This window comes from Streptomyces sp. NPDC004732, assembly GCF_040609235.1.
Taxonomy (GTDB): Bacteria; Actinomycetota; Actinomycetes; order Streptomycetales; family Streptomycetaceae; genus Streptomyces.
Genome location: NZ_JBEXJR010000025.1, coordinates 23,097 through 38,056, shown reverse-complemented (window position 1 = coordinate 38,056; position 14,960 = coordinate 23,097). Strand labels below are relative to the sequence as shown.

The 14,960-nt window shown below is 73.0% G+C and carries 17 protein-coding genes; 5 read left to right on the top strand and 12 right to left on the bottom strand.

The genetic code is table 11. The features are described from left to right. Positions 1-13: 13 nt before the first annotated feature. The 6 genes from ABZV77_RS41505 to ABZV77_RS41480 form a co-directional block, all read right to left on the bottom strand. On the bottom strand, positions 14-1,000 hold the full coding sequence (locus ABZV77_RS41505; RefSeq protein WP_356268391.1) for an MBL fold metallo-hydrolase: 987 nt from the start codon (positions 998-1,000) through the stop codon (positions 14-16). A gap of 61 nt (positions 1,001-1,061) precedes the next feature. Then, the gene (locus ABZV77_RS41500; protein WP_356268389.1) at positions 1,062-1,700 is read right to left on the bottom strand and encodes a disulfide bond formation protein B; all 639 of its coding nucleotides are present in this window, start codon (positions 1,698-1,700) and stop codon (positions 1,062-1,064) included. Next, positions 1,700-1,864 carry a DUF5993 family protein gene (locus ABZV77_RS41495; RefSeq protein WP_356268388.1) on the bottom strand — a complete coding sequence of 55 codons (165 nt, stop codon included), beginning with the start codon at positions 1,862-1,864 and terminating at the stop codon, positions 1,700-1,702. The genes ABZV77_RS41500 and ABZV77_RS41495 overlap by 1 nt, the downstream gene beginning before the upstream one ends. A 71-nt stretch (positions 1,865-1,935) precedes the next feature. Continuing rightward, complete coding sequence (locus tag ABZV77_RS41490) at positions 1,936-2,595, bottom strand: DUF6629 family protein (protein WP_356268386.1); 660 nt, start codon at positions 2,593-2,595, stop codon at positions 1,936-1,938. Between the two features lie 58 nt (positions 2,596-2,653). Then, positions 2,654-2,809 carry a hypothetical protein gene (locus ABZV77_RS41485; protein ID WP_356268384.1) on the bottom strand — a complete coding sequence of 52 codons (156 nt, stop codon included), beginning with the start codon at positions 2,807-2,809 and terminating at the stop codon, positions 2,654-2,656. Positions 2,810-2,898: 89 nt separating this feature from the next. Next, entirely contained in the window at positions 2,899-3,660 is a 762-nt protein-coding gene (locus ABZV77_RS41480) for a helix-turn-helix domain-containing protein (protein ID WP_356268382.1), read from the bottom strand. Between the two features lie 268 nt (positions 3,661-3,928). Between ABZV77_RS41480 and ABZV77_RS41475 the strand changes: the two genes are divergently transcribed. From ABZV77_RS41475 to ABZV77_RS41465, 3 genes are read left to right on the top strand one after another with little or no spacing between them, the layout of a single operon-like run. Then, positions 3,929-4,597: a DUF4097 family beta strand repeat-containing protein gene (locus ABZV77_RS41475; RefSeq protein ID WP_356268380.1), complete on the top strand. Its 669-nt coding sequence runs from the start codon at positions 3,929-3,931 to the stop codon at positions 4,595-4,597. 30 nt (positions 4,598-4,627) lie between these two features. Then, positions 4,628-5,605, top strand: a complete 978-nt coding sequence (locus ABZV77_RS41470) for an ATP-binding cassette domain-containing protein (RefSeq protein ID WP_356268378.1) — start codon at positions 4,628-4,630, stop codon at positions 5,603-5,605. Then, positions 5,602-6,378: an ABC transporter permease gene (locus ABZV77_RS41465; RefSeq protein WP_356268376.1), complete on the top strand. Its 777-nt coding sequence runs from the start codon at positions 5,602-5,604 to the stop codon at positions 6,376-6,378. The genes ABZV77_RS41470 and ABZV77_RS41465 overlap by 4 nt, the downstream gene beginning before the upstream one ends. A gap of 272 nt (positions 6,379-6,650) precedes the next feature. On the opposite strand, the gene ABZV77_RS41460 is transcribed toward ABZV77_RS41465, so the two are convergent. Continuing rightward, on the bottom strand, positions 6,651-7,250 hold the full coding sequence (locus ABZV77_RS41460; protein ID WP_356268374.1) for a TetR/AcrR family transcriptional regulator: 600 nt from the start codon (positions 7,248-7,250) through the stop codon (positions 6,651-6,653). A gap of 142 nt (positions 7,251-7,392) precedes the next feature. Here ABZV77_RS41460 and ABZV77_RS41455 point away from each other — a divergent pair, with 142 nt between their 5' ends. Next, complete coding sequence (locus ABZV77_RS41455) at positions 7,393-8,139, top strand: SDR family NAD(P)-dependent oxidoreductase (protein ID WP_356268373.1); 747 nt, start codon at positions 7,393-7,395, stop codon at positions 8,137-8,139. A 134-nt stretch (positions 8,140-8,273) separates the two neighbouring features. Here ABZV77_RS41455 and ABZV77_RS41450 read toward each other — a convergent pair whose 3' ends face one another. The 3 genes from ABZV77_RS41450 to hemG all read right to left on the bottom strand — a co-directional run bounded on the left by ABZV77_RS41450 (position 8,274) and on the right by hemG (position 10,975). Continuing rightward, complete coding sequence (locus tag ABZV77_RS41450; RefSeq protein ID WP_356268371.1) at positions 8,274-8,720, bottom strand: YdeI/OmpD-associated family protein; 447 nt, start codon at positions 8,718-8,720, stop codon at positions 8,274-8,276. 135 nt (positions 8,721-8,855) lie between these two features. After that, on the bottom strand, positions 8,856-9,464 hold the full coding sequence (locus ABZV77_RS41445; protein ID WP_356268369.1) for a DsbA family protein: 609 nt from the start codon (positions 9,462-9,464) through the stop codon (positions 8,856-8,858). Positions 9,465-9,511: 47 nt separating this feature from the next. Continuing rightward, complete coding sequence (hemG, locus tag ABZV77_RS41440; RefSeq protein WP_356268367.1) at positions 9,512-10,975, bottom strand: protoporphyrinogen oxidase; 1,464 nt, start codon at positions 10,973-10,975, stop codon at positions 9,512-9,514. 313 nt (positions 10,976-11,288) lie between these two features. Here hemG and ABZV77_RS41435 point away from each other — a divergent pair, with 313 nt between their 5' ends. Further along, positions 11,289-12,065 carry an alpha/beta fold hydrolase gene (locus tag ABZV77_RS41435; protein ID WP_356268366.1) on the top strand — a complete coding sequence of 259 codons (777 nt, stop codon included), beginning with the start codon at positions 11,289-11,291 and terminating at the stop codon, positions 12,063-12,065. Positions 12,066-12,145: 80 nt separating this feature from the next. Here the strand turns inward: ABZV77_RS41435 and ABZV77_RS41430 are convergent, their stop codons facing one another. Beyond that, positions 12,146-13,012: an NmrA/HSCARG family protein gene (locus ABZV77_RS41430; protein WP_356268365.1), complete on the bottom strand. Its 867-nt coding sequence runs from the start codon at positions 13,010-13,012 to the stop codon at positions 12,146-12,148. Positions 13,013-13,166: 154 nt separating this feature from the next. Continuing rightward, entirely contained in the window at positions 13,167-14,945 is a 1,779-nt protein-coding gene (locus tag ABZV77_RS41425; protein ID WP_356268363.1) for an FAD-dependent monooxygenase, read from the bottom strand. Between the last annotated feature and the right edge of the window lie 15 nt (positions 14,946-14,960).

The window sequence follows — 14,960 nt, the reverse complement described above, 5'->3', positions numbered from 1 at the left end:
GGGGGAGGGGCAGTCAGCGCGGGAGTGCGGCGGTGCGCCGGGACGACCACACGGCGGCCCGGTCGGCGAGTTCGACCATGGGCGGCACCGCCGGGTCGCCCGCGAGGTGGCTGTACTCCACCGAGAGCACGATCATCAGGCGCTCGGGCAGCCCCAGGCGGGGGTAGAAGTCCCGGCGGAACAGGTCGTCCATCGCCTTCTCGGGGCTCAGTCCGGCCTCGTAGCGTGCATGCACCTCGCGCTGCACGGTGCGCAGATAGGTGAGGTGTTCCTCGAGTCCGGCGCGGTCGGTGGGCTGCCCGTGGCCGGGGACGACGACCCGCGGGCCCAGGCCCAGGACGAGTTCGCAGGCGTTGATGACGTTCTGCAGGGGGCCCGCCCAGTGGGTGGGGTGGTCGCCGTGGAAGAAGATGTCGCCGGTGCACACCACGTCCCCGATGCGGGCCACCAGGTCGCCTGCGTGGTGTGCGGGCCCCACCTCGTACAGCTCCACCTCGAGGTCCCCGACGGGGAAGGCGTGTTGGCCGCGGAAGGTCACGGTGGGCGGGGTGAGGCGGGCGGAGGCGAAGTCGAAGTGGCCGAAGTGCTCGCGCAGATAGCGGCCCAGGGCGGTGCCGGGCGGCGACTGGTGCACCAGCGCGTGCATGTGCTGGGGGGTCGGCTCGTGGGGGAGGTGGTCCTGGCCCGCCCGGGTGGCGATGATCTCCGCCCCGGGGAACAGGTGGTTGCCGAAGGTGTGATCGCCGTTCGCGTGGGTGTTGACCACCGTCGTGACGGTGCGCGGGCCGAGCCGGGGCCGGGCCGCGTCGATCATCGCCCGGGTCGTCGGCCCGTCATAGGGAGTGTCGATCACTGCCGCGTCGGGGCCGGAGATGACCCATAAGCAGTTGGCGTACCCCCAGTGGCCCGTGCTTCGGGGGGCCCACAGGAAGAGCCCGTCGGCGCCGGGCACTTCGGTGAGCCGGGCGGGGAGCGTCACGGGCGTGCTCTGAAGAATCATGGGCGCATTCTGACCGAACCGGACGCCCGGCCGAACACGGCGCCCCCGCGGTGCGGGCCGGTCACTTCTTCAGGATCCCCACGTCGTAGAAGAACTGGTAGCGGGCGGGGTCGTCGGGCAGGAACCAGTGGAAGCCCTCCAGCAGGAACACCGCGACCAGGTTCACCGCCGTGACCAGCGCCACGAACCCGAACACCAGCCGCCCCGCGGGCCTGCCCACCGGGGCGGCGGGGCCCGGTGCGGCCGTCCAGGGCGCGAAGGCCAGCAGGATGCCGATGGCCAGCACCGACGCCATGAACAAGATCCACGCCCAGACGTACAGGTGCAGGCCGAGCACCGGAGCGCCGTATCCCTCGTCGCCCGGCAGGATGTGCAGCATCGTCTGCCGCCAGGAGGTGAACCCGCCGGCCATGCAGGCCACCAGGGCCAGCCCCCAGCCCGTCATGTAGTCGCGGCCGGTGATCGTCCCGCGCAGGCCCGCGCGGACCACGTGCAGCGCCCCCAGCGCGGCCAGGAGCATGAACATCCGCTGCACCATGCACAGCGGGCAGGGATAGTCCCAGGAGCCGAACTGCACGGCCAGGCCGCCGCAGACCACGCCCGTCCAGCCGGCCGCGAAGACGCACGCGAACCAGAACTGCGCCTGCCCCAGCAGCGATGCGCCGCCGCGGGCCGGTGCCGGGTGCTGCGCGGTGGCCATCAGTAGTTCAGCCCGAGCGAGAGGCCGCTGGTGATGTGGTGCGCCAGGAGCAGCACGGTGGCGGCCAGAACGGCCCACCACACCCCGAGCACCAGCGCGGGGGAACGCTCCCGGTACAGGGCGGCCAGGCCGACCAGCAGACCACCGAAGATCAGGGTGTCCATGGCGCGCATCGTAGGAACAGCCCCCGCGGCCGCCCGGCGCCACGCGCGGGGCGGGCGCCGTTGCCTGCCAACTACCTCCCAACGGACCAGGCCCGCACCCCCTGCTGCGGGCCGGGCGCCGGGCGGCGCCGGTGGACCCAGAAGGCCAGGGCCACCGAGCAGACCGCGGCGGACGCGCACCACGTGGAGATGTACTCCCGGCGCCACAGCAGCAGGGACACCGCGGCCCCGGCGGTGACCAGGACGCCGAACAGGACCAGGCCGCGGTCGCCGGACAGCAGCAGGGAGCCGACGGTGGCGAGCAGGTAGCCGGCCACGACCAGCCCGGTGTGCGGCAGCCCCAGGGAGTATCCGACGGTGTGCCCGCGGATCTCGGCGCTCACGGTGCGGGTGGCCAGCGCGTGGGCGAGCACCGCCGCGGTCGCGGCCCCCGCCGCCAGCGGGACCAGCAGGCGGCGGCGGGCGCCCGGCGGCGCGGCGCACAGCACGGCCGCCGGTACCCACAGCGCCAGCAGCGGGAGCGCGATGGCGGCCCAGGTAAGGGTGGCGGGGCCGGTGCCGCCGCCGTGGTGCCAGACCAGGGCCTCCACGATCTGGTGGGCGCCCAGCAGGAGCGGCAGCGCGGCCAGCGGCAGATCACGCGGGCGGCGGGCCGCCAGGGTCACCGATACGGCTCCCACGGCCGCGATGCCCGTGCCCGCCACGAGGTCGGCCGTTGCACTCCAGCACATGATCCCAACGCTACGGCCGCCGCGGCGCGGCAGCGCGCCGGACGCCGCGGCGCCCGCGTCAGCCGAGCCAGCTGTACAGGGCCGCGGCGGCGACGAGCAGCACGACGACGCCCGTCAGGATCAGCGTGCCGGTGCCCGTGTGCAGGGCGTTTTCCTGTTCCGCGTGCTTCTCCGCGACGAAGGCCTTGGCGTCGGCCTCCGTCCGTGTGCGCACCCACTGGCCGTTCTGTCCCGGACTGGGAAACAACATGCACCCCCTAGGTCAACTCCGGTACGCCTGACCACTTTTTGCACCACCAAACATCAACTGCCGCCCGGTGTGGCGGTGTCCGGTGCTGCGGTGTCCGGGGCGGTGGTGGGCTTGGTGTGGAGGATGTCGCGGGCCTGTTCGGCGGCGCGGGCGGTGCTTTCGGAGACGAAGTCGAGGAAACGGGCGATGTTTTCCAGGCGGGTGGCGGCGGGGGTGCCCGGGCGCAGGACGGGGATGCCCTGGCGGGCGGTGGCGACGACCTGGGCGGTGGCGCGGGCGGTGGCCATCATCGACTGGTAGTAGACGTCGTCGTCGACGACGTAGCGCTCGCGTCTTCCCTCGCCGCGCTCCCGGCGCACGAAACCCTGGCTCTCCAGGAAGGCGATCGCCTTCGAGATGGCGGCCGGGCTGACCTGGAGGTGCCCGGCGAGTTCGGCCGCGGTGAGGCTGCCGGAGTCGGTGAGGATGAGGCAGGCCGCCACCCGGGACATCATCGTGGGCATGCCCGAGGCGATCATGACGGTGGTGAACACCTCCTCGTAGGCGCGCACTTCGCCGGCGTCGCGGCCGTGGGGCTGCGGGGGCGTCCGCGGGTCCCGGGGCGCGCTCTGTTTGCGGCGGTGGGCGCGGTGTCCGGTGGCGCGCTGGGCCACTTCGGCGCGGTAGCCGGCCGGGCCGCCGTTGCGTGTCACCTCGCGCGTGATCGTCGAGGTCGGCCGCTCCAGGCGCCGGGCGATCTCGGCGTAGGCGAGGCCGTCGGCCAGTCCCAGTGCGATCTGCTGGCGTTCCTGCTGGGTGAGCCTGCCTCCCGGCATCGCGGTCTCCTTCGTGGCCCGGGCCGGGGCGGCCCGGTGGCGGTCGGTGCGCCGACTATAGCGTTCACGTCCAACTCATTGCAACAGTCCGAGGGGTGTGTTGTTGCGTTAAGCCTGAGGCCATTGCATCAACTTTCCTGTATTCACCTGCTGTTATTGGTTTCCAACGCAACAAGTGTGTTGTCAGTTCTGTGAATGCAACGTAGCGTTTCTGTCATCGGAAAGCGCGGGCCGCAAGGGCAAGCGACACCGGATGAAGGAGCACACGATGCAGAAGTTCGACACCCCCGCCGCCGTCCAGGCCGTCCTCGACATCCCCGCCGGACGCATCCAGTTCATCGCCGCCGACCGCAGCGACACCACCGTCGAGGTCCGGCCCGCCGACCCGGCCCGCGGCCGCGACGTGCAGGCCGCCGAGCAGACCGAAGTCACCTACGCCGACGGCGTCCTGCACATCCAGGCCCCCGAGGCGAAGAACCGCCTCATCGGCACCACCGGCTCCCTGGAGGTCACCGTCCAGCTGCCCGCAGGATCCGACGTCCGGGCGAAGTCGGCCGCCGCCGAGTTCCGCGGCGTGGGCCGCCTCGGCAAGGTCGCCTTCGACGGCGGCCACGGCTCGGTCAAGCTCGACGAGGCCGCCAGCGCCCACCTGACCGGCCTCGACGCGCACATCACCGTCGGCCGGCTGACCGGCCCCGGCGAGATCAGCACCCTGCAGGGCGACGTGCACATCGCCGAGGCGGCGGCCGGCACGCTCGCGCTGAGCACCCAGCAGGGCGACATCACCGTCGTCGCCGCCCGCGGCGTCAGCGCCGCCCTGGACGCCGGCACCGCACTCGGCCGGATCGACAACGCACTGCGCAGCACCGGCGGCACCCCCGACCTGTCCATCAAGGCGACCGTCGCCCAGGGCGACATCACCGCCCGCAGCCTCTGAATCCCCGCAGCCCCCGAAGGAGTTCACCCCATGACCGGCTTGGCCATCGCGGCACACGGGCTGCGCAAGTCCTACGGCGACAAGACCGTCCTGGACGGCATCGACCTGAACGTCCCGCAGGGAACCGTCTTCTCCCTGCTGGGCCCGAACGGCGCCGGCAAGACCACCGCCGTCAAGATCCTCTCCACCCTCGTCACCGCCGACGCCGGCGACCTGTACGTCGGCGGCCACAACCTCGCCGACCAGGCGCAGGCCGCCCGCGCGGCGATCGGCGTCACCGGCCAGTTCTCCGCCGTCGACGGCCTGATCACCGGCGAGGAGAACATGCTCCTCATGGCGGACCTGCACCACCTGCCCAAGCGCGAGGGGCGCCGGGTGGCCGCCGAACTCCTGGAGCGCTTCGACCTGGTGGAGGCCGCCAGGAAACCCGCCTCCACCTACTCCGGCGGCATGAAGCGCCGCCTGGACATCGCCATGACCCTGGTCGGCAGCCCCCGCATCATCTTCCTCGACGAACCCACCACCGGCCTGGACCCCCGCTCCCGCCACACCATGTGGGGCATCATCCGCGAACTCGTCACCGGCGGGGTGACGGTCTTCCTCACCACCCAGTACCTGGAAGAGGCCGACGAACTCGCCGACCGCATCGCCGTCCTGCACGACGGCAGGATCGCCGCCGAGGGCACCGCCCGGGAACTGAAGCGGCTCGTCCCCGGCGGACACGTACGCCTGCGCTTCTCCGACCCCGCCGCCCACCGCTCCGCCGCCGCGGCCCTGCCCCGGGCCGCCCGCGACGAGGAGGCCCTCACCCTCCAACTCCCCAGCGACGGCAGCCAGCGCGACCTGCGCGCCGTCCTGGACCGGCTGGACGCCGCCGGCATCGAGGCCGACGAACTGACCGTGCACACCCCCGACCTCGACGACGTCTTCTTCGCCCTCACCGCCGGCGCCACCACCGTGCCCGCCCAGCCGAACCAGCCGAACCAGCCCAAGGAGACCGTCCGATGAGCTCCCTCTCCCTCGCCGTGCGCGACTCCTCCACGATGCTGCGCCGCAACCTCCTGCACGCCCGCCGCTACCCCTCGCTCACCCTGAACCTGCTGATGACCCCGGTCATGATGCTGCTGCTGTTCGTCTACATCTTCGGCGACACCATGAGCGCGGGCGCGGGCCGCGACGCCTACATCGCCTACATCGTGCCCGGCATCCTGCTGATGACCATCGGCTCCACCGTCATCGGCACCGCCGTCTCGGTCTCCACCGACATGAACGAGGGCATCGTCGCCCGCTTCCGCACCATGGCCGTCCACCGCGGCTCCATCCTGTTCGGCCACGTCGTCGGCAGCGTCCTGCAGATCCTCCTCAGCGTCGTCCTGGTCGGCGCCGTCGGCGTGGCCATGGGCTTCCGCTCCACCGATGCCACCGCCCTGGAGTGGCTCGCGGCGTTCGGGCTGCTCGCCCTGGTCGCCCTGGCCTTCACCTGGATCGCCGTCGGCATGGGCCTGGGCAGCCCCAACGCCGAGGCGGCCAGCAACAACGCCATGCCGCTGATCCTGCTGCCGCTCATCTCCAGCGCCTTCGTCCCGCTCCACTCGATGCCGGGCTGGTTCCGCCCGATCGCCGAGTACCAGCCCTTCACCCCCGCCATCGAGACCCTGCGCGGCCTGCTCCTGGGCACCGGGATCGGCAACAACGGGTGGATCGCGCTGGCCTGGTGCCTGGGCCTGGCCGCGCTGGGCTACCGCTGGTCCATGGCGCAGTTCAACCGCGACCCCCGGTAAGAGCCTGTGTCATAACCCCGGCCGGGTGGGCGCCGCCTGGCACGCACGCTCGCCGCGTTGCCGAAACGTCCTAGTAGCTCCGCTACAAGGACGTCCCGGCGCCTTGCGATCGCACGCACCAGACGACGCCCACTGATCCGGCCGGGGTTATGACACAGGCTCTAACCGCCGTGCCGGCGCGGACCACCGCCCGCCACGCACCCCGCCCAGGGCGGCGTACACCGACACCACGTCGGCCGTACGCCGCCCCTTCCGCGTCCCGGCCCCGCGGCTCAGCCCGCACGGGGCCTGAGCAGGTCCTCGACGAGGGTGTCCACCAGGGTGCGCGGGATGCCCGCCCCCGTCAGCGCCCGGTAGACGAGCGGGCCGACCAGCGCGTCGAGCACGGCGTCGGGGCCGAGCCCGGGGGAGATCTCACCGGCCTCGACCGCGCGCGCGAGCAGTTCGCGCTCCCGGGCCCGGCGCGGGCCGAGGTGCCGCTCGTGCAGGCGCTCGGCCGTCTCGGGATGGTGCTGCGCCTCGGCGAGGAGCGCCAGCAGGACCTGGCCCGCGGGATCGCGGGTGAGGAACCGCGCGTAGGCGCGCAGATAGCCGCGGATGCCCGCCGCCGTGGCCTGCTCCGCCGGGACGGGCAGGCGCTTCTCGCTGTCCTCGATGAGCGTGTCGAGGAGGATCTCGACCTTCGAGGGCCACCAGCGGTAGATCGTCTGCTTCGCGACACCGGCGCGGCGCGCGATCGCCTCGATGGTCAGGGCGCCGAAGCCGTGCTCGACGAGCAGATCGTCCGCGGCGTGCAGCACGGCCAGCCGCGCGGCCTCGTCGCGCCGGCTGCCGGAGTGGGGTCTGCGGGGCCGGGAGGGCGGGGCGGGCATGCGGACACGATACCCGGGGTGATCCCCGGAACATTGCCTAGACGCGACGGTGCGTCTAGGGTAAATGCGTCGGCCGCACCGCCGCCGAGCCGCGCCGCCCCGCCACCCACGGGCCGTGCCACCCCGCCGCCAAGGAGCGAACATGCCCACCCCGAACACGCCCACCACCGCGCCCGCTTCGGCCACCGCGCCCGCCACGCCCGCCGCCCCGCGCCAGGCCCTGGTCATCGGAGCCTCCCGCGGCTTAGGGCTCGCTCTGGCCGACGAACTCGCCGGACGCGGCTGGCACGTCATCGCCACGGCCCGCGGCACCGGCGGCGACCTGCAGACCCGCGCGCAGGCCCACGGCGGACGCCTGGAGCCGGAGACGCTGGAGATGACCAGCCCCGGCCAACTCGCCGCGCTGCGCGAGCGCCTGACGGGCCGTCGGCTCGACCTGCTCTTCGTCAACGCCGCGATCGACCGCGGCAACCTGCCGATCGGCGACGTCCCCACCGACATGTTCACCGAGGTGATGGTCACCAACGCGCTGAGCCCGCTGCGCACCCTGGAGGCCCTGCGCGACCTCGTCGCCCCCGGCGGAACCGTGGCGGTCATGTCCTCCGAGCAGGGCAGCATCACCCTCAACACCGAGGACGGCTACGAGCTCTACAAGGCCAGCAAGGCCGCCCTCAACCAGCTGATGCGCAGCTACGCGACCCGCCACGGCGCCGACGGACAGACCAAGCTGCTCATCGACCCCGGCCACAACCGCACCCGGCTCGGCGGACCCGACGCACCGCTGGCCCCCCACGAGAGCATCCCGCCCGTCGCCGACGTCATCGAGGCCCAGGCGGGCGCCCCGGGCCTGCAGTTCCTGGACCGCCACGGCGAGCCGGTGCCCTGGTGAGGATCCGGCCCCAGGCGCTCTGCCCTCGGCGTCCTGGGCGTCCCCGGCGTCCTCGGCGTCCTCAACGCCCCCGGCGTTCCGGCGCAGGTGCGATGCCGGAACGCCGAGGGCGGGAAGCAAAGCCGCGGGTGTCCCTACGCGAACGGCTCGTCGCGCAGCGCCGCCACCGCCTTCTCGATCCGCCGCAGGCGCGTCTCGGGCTTCTTCGCGCTTTCGATGGCGTGCACGTGCGCCCGCTTGCGGCTCGGTGACAGCCGGTCGTAGACCTTGCGGGCGATCGGGTCGGCGTCCAGGGCCTCGGTGAAGTCGGCCGGTTCGACCAGGACACGGGGTTCGGTGTCCAGGGCGAGGTCCACCTCGACCTCCTCGCCGGTCTCGACCCCGGCGGCCTCCCGGTTGGCCTTGCTGAAGCCGATCAGGTGGCGGCCCCGCATGATGGCGAGCCGGCTGTTCCAGGAGTGCCCGTTGACCGTGATGGTCACGGCCGGTCGTTTGCCTCCGTCGAGCTTCTCCACGACCTCCGGAGGAACTTCCAGGCCCCGCATGGGCTCCGGAGGCTCGACGTAGGTTCGGAACTTCATCATCTGCTCCTGTCAGGGTGTGTCGGCTCGCGGCGGGCGGTCACGTCCGTCCGCCGGTGACCGTGCTGTGTCACATCCTGACGGGGGCGGGCGCCCCGGGGGCGGGGATCGGCGCCATCCGTGTGGCGGGACGCGTCAGTCGAACACCGGCTTGCGGTCCCGGGTGCGCTTGAGCTCGAAGAACCCGTCCGTCGCGGTGACCAGCAGCACGCCGTCCCAGAGCCTGGCCGCGGCCTCCCCGCGGGGCACGGGCGTCACCACCGGGCCGAAGAACGCGTTGCCGTCCACGGCGATGACCGGGGTGCCGACGTCGTAGCCGACCTGGTCCATGCCGGCGTGGTGCGAGGCGCGCAGCACGGTGTCGTACTCGGTGGAGTCCATCGCCGCGGCCAGCTCCACGTCCAGACCGGCCGCCGTCAGCGCCGCCTCGATCGTGGCCCGGTCCTTGGGCGCCTTCTCGTGGTGGTAGCGGGTGCCCAGCTCGGTGTAGAGCCGGTCGAGCACCTCGGGGCCGTACTTCTGCTCGGCGGCGACGCACACCCGTACCGGCGCGAAGCCCAGCCCCACGCGGTACTTGTGCGGCACGTCGCGCCCCTCGTTGAGGACGGCGAGGCTCATCACGTGCCAGCGGACGGTGAGGGGCCGCTGCGCCCGCACCTCGTGGATCCACCGGGACGCGATCCACGCCCACGGGCACTGCGGGTCGAACCAGAAGTCGACGGTGGTCACATCGCCCTGAGACACCTCAGCCTCCTCTGCAGAGATCCTGTCCTGTCCGCGGTGCGGCCCCCTCATGCGGAGGGGGCGGCGGTGTCCGCGCGCACCGCGCCGAGCACCTCCTCGACGGCCTTGAGCGCACTGGCCACGCACTGGCCGACCCCGACACCGTCGTACGCGGCGCCGCACACCGCCAGCCCGGGCCGGGCCCTGACCCCCGCCCGGATGCGCGCCACCCGGTCCTGGTGCCCGACCGTGTACTGCGGCACCGCCGCGCCCCACCGGCTCACCTTTGCGGCCAGCGGAGCGCCGCGCACCCCGGTGACCTCGGCGACCTCGGAGCAGGCCAGCGCGACGAGGTCGGCGTCGTCGCGCCGCAGCAGGTCCTCGGCGCCGCTGCCCCCGGCCTGGCAGCGCACGATGTCCACCTCGCCCGCCAGGTGCGGCCACTTCATGGTGGAGAACGTGACGACCTTCAGCGCCCGCCCGTCCACCGCCGGCACCCGGTAGCCGCTGTGCCCCAGGGCGCGCAGCGCGGTGAGCGCCTCGCGGGGGAAGGCGAGCGTGATGATCACGGATCCGGCGTAGGGGATCTCGGCGAGTGCCGTGGTGGCCTGGCCGCTGCCGGGCACCCCGGCGAGCAGCGGCCCGGCCTGGGCGGCGGGCACGGCGACGATGACGGCGTCCGCGTCGATGTGCTCCGGCTCGGCGGCGCTGCCGACGGTCACCCGCCAGCCGTGCTCGCGGCGGGCCAGGGCGCGCACCGTGGTCCCGGTGCGCACCGCCGAGTCCGGCGAGGCGGCGAGCAGGCCGTCCGCCAGGACCTGGGGCAGCGAGCCCAGACCGCGGGTCAGGGTGGAGATGCCGGTGGTGGGCTGCTGCCCCGGCGGCAGCGGCTCCGGCAGCAGCGCCCCGGCCGCCTCGGCGAGCGACGCGCGCCGGCGGGCGGCGGAGACCAGCGGGGTGAGCGTGGCCTGGAAGGACAGCTCGTCGGCACGCCCGAAGTAGGCGTCGGACAGGAACGGGTCCACCAGGCGGTCCACGACCTCCCGGCCCAGGCGCTCCCCGACGACGTCCGCGACGGAGGCGTCCGCCTCCCGCCCGGTCTGCGGCAGCGTCAGGTCCTGGCGGGCCCGGGCCGTCCCGGCCTCGGACAGGATCCCGGACTTGGCGAGCTCGTCCATGTCGCAGGGCACGCCCATGAACTGACGGTCCAGCGGCGGCCGCAGCTGGTTCCCGCTCCACAGCGCCATCGACTTGGTGCCCGCCGCCACCACCTGGTCCTCCAGACCGGCCGCCTTGAGCAGCCGGGCGGTCTTGGGACGCCGGGCGTACGTCGACTCGGCCCCCTCGTCGATGACGACGCCCGCCAGCTCCGAGACGGCCAGCTGCCCGCCCAGCCGGGAGGCGCCCTCCAGGACGGTCACCCGCACCGGCTCGTCGCGCAGGAAGAACGCCGCCGCCAGACCCGCGACGCCGCCCCCGACGACCACCACATGCGCAGCCGCGCCCGCCCGGGCCATTCCGTTGTCCGCCATAGGACCTGCTCCTTCATGGATACGGTGTCGCATCAGTTTTGAAGGGGTGCCGATAGTCTCGGTTGAGCGGGAGTGGATCCTCAATCCGGCCCGGCCAAGGGGCATTTCGGGCGCCCGCAGCCCCCGCGCGCACCCCCTGCCGCCGCCCTCCGGGGCCGCCGCCCGGCGCCGTCGTCCGGGGCTGCCGTCCGGGGCCGTCGTCTGGGCCTGCGCCCCGGCGCCGCACCCGATTCATCCTCAACCCGCCATCGACCGGATCGCTGGACATTACCGCTGCGACAACACACCCATGGAACATGAGGAGAGTGGTGGCATGCGGAAGGTCGTTTCGCAGGACGGCACAACGATCGCCTGTCGCAGCACCGGTGAGGGCCCGCCGATCGTGCTGATGAACGGCGCGTTCCGCGATCACACCATCTTCGACGCGCTGGTCCCGGAGCTGGCGCCGCACTGCACCGTCCACGTCTACGACCGCCGGGGGCGCGGGCAGAGCGGCGACTCTCCCCAGTACGCCGTCGAGCGCGAGATCGAGGACCTGGCGGCGCTCATCGACGACGCGGGCGGGCAGGCGGTCGTCTTCGCCGGTTCCACCGGCGCGAACCTGGCGCTGGAGGCGGCCCTGGCCGGTGTCCCGATCACCAAACTCGCGCTGCACGAGCCGTACTTCCGCATCGCCCCCCACCCCAAGCCCCCGGCCGACTGCCTGGACACCCTGCGGGCGCTGCTGGCGGAGGGCAGGCGCGGCGAGACCGCGGAGTACTGGCTGCGCGAACTGCTGGGCCTGCGCCCCGAGATGATCGCCGACTGGCGGCAGGCGCCCCTGTGGGCGACCAACGAGGCCAACGCCCACACCCTGGTCTACGACACGGTCATCCTCGACGACTTCGAGGTGCCCGCCGAGCGGCTCGCCACCCTGCAGACCCCGACGCTGGTCGTCAACAGCGACGCGACCGGCGACTGGCTGCGGGACGCGGCCCGGGCGACCGCGACCGCGCTGCCCCACGGCTGGGGGATGCAGCTGCCCGGCTCGTGGCACCGCATCGACACCGACATCCTCGGCCGGGTCCTGGCCGGTTTCGCCACCACCTGAACACACCGCCCACCGGCCCACCACGGCGCCGGGCCCCGGCCACCTCGGCCAGGACCCGGCGCCCGCTGCTGTCCCGCCGGCTAGGCCTGCGGGACCGTCCAGTTGCCGCGCAGCCACGTCTCCAGGCCGACCAGGGCGGGCCGGATGCGGCGCAGCTGCGCCATGTCGGCGCTGTACCCCTCGGTGTCCAGCCAGTCGAACATGGCGGCCAGGTCCGCGCGGGCCGCGCGCAGCGGCTCGAAGGACCGCTGCTCGTACCGCGCCGGGACACCGGCCACCCGCCCGAACGCCCCGGCGATCTGCGGCCCGGTCAGCTCGGCGCTGGCGATCTCGACCTGGCGGCCCAGCCACGCCGCCGGATCCTCGAAGGCATCCGCGGCGAACGCCCCGATGTCGCTGGTCGCAATGATCTGGACCGGGACCTCCGGGCGCAGCCACAGGCCCAGCACCAGCTCGCCGTCGACCAGCCGGGGGCCGAGGTCGAGCAGGATGTCGTAGAACATGGTCGGCCGCAGCACCGTCGCGGGCAGGCCGAGCTTGGTGATGTGCTGCTCGATGTTCCACTTGCTGCGGAAGTGCGGGATGACCTCGCACCGGTCCGCGCCGCCCACCGAGCTGTACACGAAGTGGGCCACGCCCGCCTCGGCGGCCACGTCCGCCACCGCCTTGCCCTGGCGCTCCTCCGCGTCCACCCCGCCCGGGCCCCGGAACGTCTGGACGCTGAACACGCCCTGGACCCCCCGCATCGCCGCGCGCAGCGACGCCCTGTCCTCCAGGTCCCCGCGCACGAGCACCGCACCCGCCGCGGCGAGCGCGCGCGCCGCGGGAGCCTGCGGGTCACGCACCAGGGCGTGCACGACCCGCCCCCGGCGCAGCAGCTCGCGGGCCGCCGCGCCGCCCTGCCGGCCGGTTCCGCCCAGCACCAGGACCGCTCCGTCTACCGCCACCGTATTCCTCCGTCGTCCATTTCCTCGCCGATATGGTGTCCCGGCCTGCCCGGGGGGTGCCGTGAAAAGGACGGGCTCCCGCCCAAGGCCCGGTCAATTCCATCGACCCGGCCGCAACCGCACAGGAGCGCCGCCCATTTCACCTGTTTCGCAATCAGGAAGCGGAACCTTCAGTGACACGCTGATCGAGAATGCGGGTGACCGCGTTCGCCAGTATCTCCGCCGGATTCTCACCGGCGCCCATGCTGCGCCAGGCCACGTGATTGTCGGGGCGCACCAGGACGGCGCCGTCCCCGGCGACCTCGCGGACGCTCTCCCACCCGCCGTCGATGTCGGCGAACTCCGCGCCCGGGCCGATGCGGACCGCGTGGAGGGGCAGCGACAGCTTCTCCGCCACCTGCGCGGCCGCCTCGGCCCACGGGGCCCCGTCCACGCCGGTCAGCAGCACGAATCCGGCCGGGGAGCCGGTCAGGTCGTGGGTGGACAGGCGCCGGCCGTCCTGCTCGAGCCAGGCGTGCGGCAGCCGGTGCCCGGGCCGGGTCGTGGGCTGGTACACGTCACGCATGGGCACGCGCGCCGGCGGCAGGCTGCCGTCGGGGACGACCGCGCCCTGCTCGTAGTTGAAGCCGATCTCGAAGTCGTGCGCCTGGCAGCCGGCCCGGTGGGTGTCCAGGATCTCCGCGGTCCTGGCCCGCACCACCGCACCGATGGGGGAGGGGTCGAAGTACGTGGCGAACATCCGCTGCCTGCGCTGGGCCGGGGCGTGCGGGCCAAGGCCCACGGTGTCCAGGACGGCCTGGTGGTGGGAGGCCGCCGAGACCGCCCAGTCGACGTTGAGCTGGCACACCGGCCGCCGCTCCGCCTCGTAGGTGTCCATGAAGGCGTCGTCGGCGCGGCCGCCGAGCACCGCGGCCAGCTTCCACGCCAGGTTGTGGGCGTCCTGGATGCCGGAGTTCAGGCCGAGGCCGACGGTGGGCGGCTGGCGGTGCGCGGAGTCCCCGGCCAGCAGCACCCGCCCCTTGCGGTACCGCTCGGCGACCAGCGCCTGCACCGTCCAGTTCGTCACGTGATGCAGGGTCAGCTCCAGCTCGGGCAGGCCGAGCAGCTCGCGGACCCGGGCGCTGACGGACTCCTCGTCGAGGCGGTCGGCGTCCATCGGCGGGAAGTGCAGCACCCACTCCTCGCAGGCCTTGCCCCAGCTGGGCCCCATCTCGATGAGGTTGCTGCACAGGTCCGGGTCGTGGGCGTTGAGGAAGTGGGTCAGCAGCGTGCCCTCCTGCCACCACTGCGACAGGTCGGCGCTGAAGTACGCGGTCGTCACGTCCAGCAGGCCGGGCACGCCCTGCATCTCGATGCCCAGGGCGCTGCCGACCGTGCGGCCGCCGTCGGCCCCGATCAGGTAGCGCGCGGTGACCGTGGTCGTCTCCCCGGTGGCCACCTCGCGGATCTCGGCGACCACCCGGTCGCCCTCGTCGGTGAAGCCGGTCATCTCGTGGCCGAACAGGATGCGTCCGGGATTACGTTCCTCGGCGGTGCGCCGCAGGATCGGCTCCAGGCGGACCTGCGGCAGCTTGACCGGCATGACGGGACCGGCCGCCGCGTACCGCTCGCGCAGCGAGCCGCCGCCGAAGGCGTCTATCTCGTGGATCTGCCGGGCGTCCATCGGCCCCTCGCCGGCGAGCGAGGTCAGCCAGCGCAGCTTCCCGAACAGCTCCAGGGGCGCCCCCTGTTCGACCATCGGCCCGTCCAGCTGGTGCTGGCGGAATATCTCCATCGTGCGCTGATTGAGGTAGTGCGCCTTCGGCACGTGCGCGGTGTCCGCGTGCCGTTCGACGAGCAGGTGGTCCACACCGTGGTCGGACAGGAAGTTGGAGGCGGCAAGACCGCATCCGCCACCGCCCACGATAAGAACCGGAACCTCGACTGCTCCCATTTTCGTCCTTCCGGA

What these genes read in the sequence shown, in the direction of transcription:
- ABZV77_RS41505 (WP_356268391.1), bottom strand. Translation starts at nt 1,000, where the DNA reads ATGATTCTTCAGAGCACGCCCGTGACGCTCCCCGCCCGGCTCACCGAA.
- ABZV77_RS41500 (WP_356268389.1), bottom strand. Translation starts at nt 1,700, where the DNA reads ATGGCCACCGCGCAGCACCCGGCACCGGCCCGCGGCGGCGCATCGCTG.
- ABZV77_RS41495 (WP_356268388.1), bottom strand. Translation starts at nt 1,864, where the DNA reads ATGGACACCCTGATCTTCGGTGGTCTGCTGGTCGGCCTGGCCGCCCTG.
- ABZV77_RS41490 (WP_356268386.1), bottom strand. Translation starts at nt 2,595, where the DNA reads ATGTGCTGGAGTGCAACGGCCGACCTCGTGGCGGGCACGGGCATCGCG.
- ABZV77_RS41480 (WP_356268382.1), bottom strand. Translation starts at nt 3,660, where the DNA reads ATGCCGGGAGGCAGGCTCACCCAGCAGGAACGCCAGCAGATCGCACTG.
- ABZV77_RS41475 (WP_356268380.1), top strand. Translation starts at nt 3,929, where the DNA reads ATGCAGAAGTTCGACACCCCCGCCGCCGTCCAGGCCGTCCTCGACATC.
- ABZV77_RS41470 (WP_356268378.1), top strand. Translation starts at nt 4,628, where the DNA reads ATGACCGGCTTGGCCATCGCGGCACACGGGCTGCGCAAGTCCTACGGC.
- ABZV77_RS41465 (WP_356268376.1), top strand. Translation starts at nt 5,602, where the DNA reads ATGAGCTCCCTCTCCCTCGCCGTGCGCGACTCCTCCACGATGCTGCGC.
- ABZV77_RS41460 (WP_356268374.1), bottom strand. Translation starts at nt 7,250, where the DNA reads ATGCCCGCCCCGCCCTCCCGGCCCCGCAGACCCCACTCCGGCAGCCGG.
- ABZV77_RS41455 (WP_356268373.1), top strand. Translation starts at nt 7,393, where the DNA reads ATGCCCACCCCGAACACGCCCACCACCGCGCCCGCTTCGGCCACCGCG.
- ABZV77_RS41450 (WP_356268371.1), bottom strand. Translation starts at nt 8,720, where the DNA reads ATGAAGTTCCGAACCTACGTCGAGCCTCCGGAGCCCATGCGGGGCCTG.
- hemG (WP_356268367.1), bottom strand. Translation starts at nt 10,975, where the DNA reads ATGGCGGACAACGGAATGGCCCGGGCGGGCGCGGCTGCGCATGTGGTG.
- ABZV77_RS41435 (WP_356268366.1), top strand. Translation starts at nt 11,289, where the DNA reads ATGCGGAAGGTCGTTTCGCAGGACGGCACAACGATCGCCTGTCGCAGC.
- ABZV77_RS41425 (WP_356268363.1), bottom strand. Translation starts at nt 14,945, where the DNA reads ATGGGAGCAGTCGAGGTTCCGGTTCTTATCGTGGGCGGTGGCGGATGC.